This window comes from Micromonospora sp. KC606, from assembly GCF_004348675.1.
Taxonomy (GTDB): domain Bacteria; phylum Actinomycetota; class Actinomycetes; order Mycobacteriales; family Micromonosporaceae; genus Micromonospora.
Map to the genome: position 1 here is coordinate 1 of NZ_SMKN01000343.1, position 3382 is coordinate 3382.

General features: G+C 73.9%; 2 protein-coding genes and 1 pseudogene. 1 reads left to right on the forward strand and 2 read right to left on the reverse strand.

Annotated elements, in window-relative coordinates; translation table 11 throughout:
- Together E1193_RS30595 and E1193_RS30600 are read right to left on the reverse strand one after the other, a co-directional pair.
- Positions 1-904, reverse strand: a pseudogene (locus E1193_RS30595) (hypothetical protein); the annotation flags it as partial.
- Between the two features lie 75 nt (positions 905-979).
- Positions 980-1978, reverse strand: coding sequence for a hypothetical protein (locus E1193_RS30600; protein ID WP_132186607.1), 999 nt, complete (start codon positions 1976-1978; stop codon positions 980-982).
- A gap of 122 nt (positions 1979-2100) precedes the next feature.
- On the opposite strand from E1193_RS30600, the gene E1193_RS30605 reads away from it, so the two are divergent.
- A partial coding sequence (locus tag E1193_RS30605; RefSeq protein ID WP_132186608.1) for an adenylosuccinate synthase occupies positions 2101-3382 on the forward strand: 1282 nt, incomplete at its 3' end.

Sequence of the window (3382 nt, forward strand, 5' to 3'; positions counted from 1 at the left end):
GGCCCAGCTTCGGGGCGGGCGGGGCGTCCTGCGTCCGGCCGGGCACCGCCGCGCTGCCCACCGCCTCGTCGCCGCCGGCCGAGAGCCGCTGCGGTGGATGCGCCCACGGCGACTCCCGGGTGGCGCCGCCCTCCACGGGTACGACCGGGGTGCCGAGCCCGCTCGGCGTGGCCACGTCGACGGGTGCCCCGGCGGGCGCGATCGGGACCGGGCCGGATTGCGTTTCGGCGCCGGTCACCCGTCCTGGGGTGGACGGGGCTGGGACCGAGTGGGTCTCCACGGGAGCCACCGGCCCGGCGTCGACCGGATACGTCTGGGTGGCGACCGAGGTGCCGGCCGAATCTCCGGTGCCGAGCGGGACGGCCGGCCCGGGCGTCATCGGCTGGTCCAGGGTGAACGGGAGGTCCAGGTCGACCGGGGCGCTCGGCCCCACCCGGGGCCCGGGCACGCGCTGTTCGGGCACACCGCCCGGCGTCGCCTCGCCGCCGTCCGGCCGCGACCGGAACTGGTCCGGCCCGGCCCCTTCGGCCGGCTGGGCCGCGTACCCGCCTTCGGCCGGCTGGGCCGCCGCCTGCCCGACGGTGTTTCCGTGGGATGCGTCACCCGGGTACCCGTACCCGTTGGACACGCCGGGGCCGTTCGGCGCGGACTCTTCGGGCGGGGCGGTCGGCACCGTCGGCTCGGCCTGGAGCGACGGCCAGTCGCCGTCGGGCGGCGGCGGGGCCCAGGCGCTCGTCGGCGGCCGGCCGACCTCGGCGGTCAGCGACGGGTACAGCGTCGAGGGCGAGCCACCCCAGGCCGGGGCGGGGTCGGTCGCGTCGGATGGCCAGAGCGGTTCGATGTCCCGCTCCGGCACCGGCTGCTGGCCGGGCAGTCGCGCCCGGTCGGCGTTCTCGTCCACCACGGTTCCTCCCCATTCCTCCTGCCGAGGATAGGCCGTCCCGTTCCGGTTACGGAGCGTAGTGAGGTGCCGGTCGGGTCAGATCGTCCAGACCGCCCAGGCACCCGGTTCGACCCACCAGGATCGCTTCCGGCTCAGCTCGCCCGCGACACCGTCGTCCAAAAAGGGAACCCGCTCGTCCCGGGGGACGACCGCCACGGCCCGCCCCCGGGCCCGGCGCACCTCGAACCGGACCTTCCTCCTGCCCAACGCGGAGCGGGTGACCACGGGAACGGCCACCGCCACCTCCAGCACGCCGTCGGCCGGGTCCGGGCCGGCCAGCAGAGGCAGCCCGTCGAGGCTCGCGTACCCGCCGGCGTTGCCGACCGCACAGGCCAGGATCGGGTCCTCGCCGTCGGCGAGCACCGCGTCGTCCACCTCCACCCGTCCGCGCCAGTGCAGCGGGCGGCCCGCCTCGTCGGCCGCGCCCAGCAGCGCGCCGTCCAGGGTCACCGAGCCGGCGTCGTTACGCAGCAGGTCGAGGCGGCGGGCCGTGCCGTCCAGCACCGCGCCGGCCACCGCCGCCGGGTCGCGCGGCAGGCCGAGCTGCGCGGCCAGGTCGTGCCGCGTGCCGGCACGGGCCGGGTCGAGCGGGAGAACACCCACCGGCGGCAGGTCCGGCACGGTGCGGTTGCCGGCCAGGTCCGTCGGGCGGCGGCTGGGCGGCGGGGCGTACCGGCGGACCAGCCGGCGAAGCACGGCGCGTAACTGGGAGTCACTGGCCGTAGCGACCACGAGCCGGGTCTTGGAGTCCTGGTCGGGCCAGGTGAGGCCGTCGGGGCGCGGCGGCGCATCCAGCCGGGTCAGCACCTCGTCGATCTCGGCGTCCGAGCGGGCGGTCACCGCCGCCACCCGGGCACCCCGGGCGGTCAACACGTCCGCGCAGGTCAACACTGGTACGCGGGGCGTCACGCAGCGCTCCTCGCGCCTCGCCGAGTTGGCCTCGCCGGCGCCACCGCAGCAGGCTCCGTCGCTGCCGCAGCCCTCACCGGGAGCGTCCCGCTCCGAGTCGAGGGTGAGCAGCACCACGTCGTACACGAGGGAGCCTCCTGCTTCTCGACGAACCCCTGCCGGTCCCGCCGTCACTACTTGTTAGCCTGACACCCCGGGCTCGCTGACCGGTCGCCGCCTGGCACCCGAGCCTTCTGGAGGCGAAGAAGATGCCAGCGATCGTGCTCATCGGCGCTCAGTGGGGCGACGAGGGCAAGGGCAAGGTTACCGACCTGCTGGGTGAGCGGGTCGACTACGTGGTGCGCTACTCCGGCGGCAACAACGCCGGGCACACGGTTATCACCCCCGACGGGCAGAAGTACGCGCTGCACCTGATGCCGTCCGGGGCGCTGTCGCCGAGCGCGATGATCATCATCGGCAACGGGGTGGTCGTCGACCCGAAGGTGCTGCTGGCCGAGATCGACGGCCTCGCCGAGCGGGGCGTGGACGTCTCCCGCCTGCGCATCTCCGGCGACGCGCACCTGATCATGCCGCACCACCGGGCGCTGGACCGGGTGGTCGAGCGCTACCTGGGCAGCGCCCGGATCGGCACCACCGGCCGGGGCATCGGCCCCGCGTACGGCGACAAGGTCGCCCGGATGGGCATCCGGCTGCAGGACCTGCTCGACCCGGGCATCCTGCGCAAGAAGCTGGAGCTGGCGCTGCGCGAGAAGAACCAACTGCTGTTCAAGGTCTACAACCGCAAGGCGATGGACGTCGACGCGACGATCGAGGAGTACCTGGGGTACGCGGAGCGGCTGAAGCCGTACATCGCGGAGACCAGGGTCATGCTCTGGGACGCCCTCGACCGGGGCGAGACGGTGCTGCTGGAGGGTGCCCAGGCCACCATGCTCGACATGGACCACGGCACGTACCCCTTCGTGACCTCGTCGAATCCGACGGCCGGCGGGGCGTGCGTGGGCGCGGGCATCCCGCCGACCGCGATCAACCGGGTGATCGCGGTCAGCAAGGCGTACACCACGCGGGTGGGTAGCGGCCCGTTCCCGACCGAGCTGTTCGACGACAACGGCCAGCACCTGCGCAAGATCGGCCACGAGTACGGCACCACCACCGGCCGGGAACGGCGCTGCGGCTGGTTCGACGCCGTCGTCGCCCGGTACGCCTGCCGCCTCAACGGCGTCACGGATCTGGTCGTCACCAAACTGGACGTGCTCACCGGCCTGGCGAAGGTGCCGATCTGCGTCGGGTACGAGATCAACGGCGAGCGCTTCGACGACATGCCGATGACGCAGACCGAATTCCACCACGCGAAGCCGATCTACGAGGAGCTCGACGGCTGGTGGGAGGACATCTCCAAGGCCCGGACCGAGGCCGAACTCCCGGAGAACGCCCGCCGCTACGTCGCCCGCATCGAGGAACTCACCGGCACCCGGGTCAGCGTGGTCGGCGTAGGCCCCGGCCGCGAGGAAAACGTCCAACGCCACCCCCTCC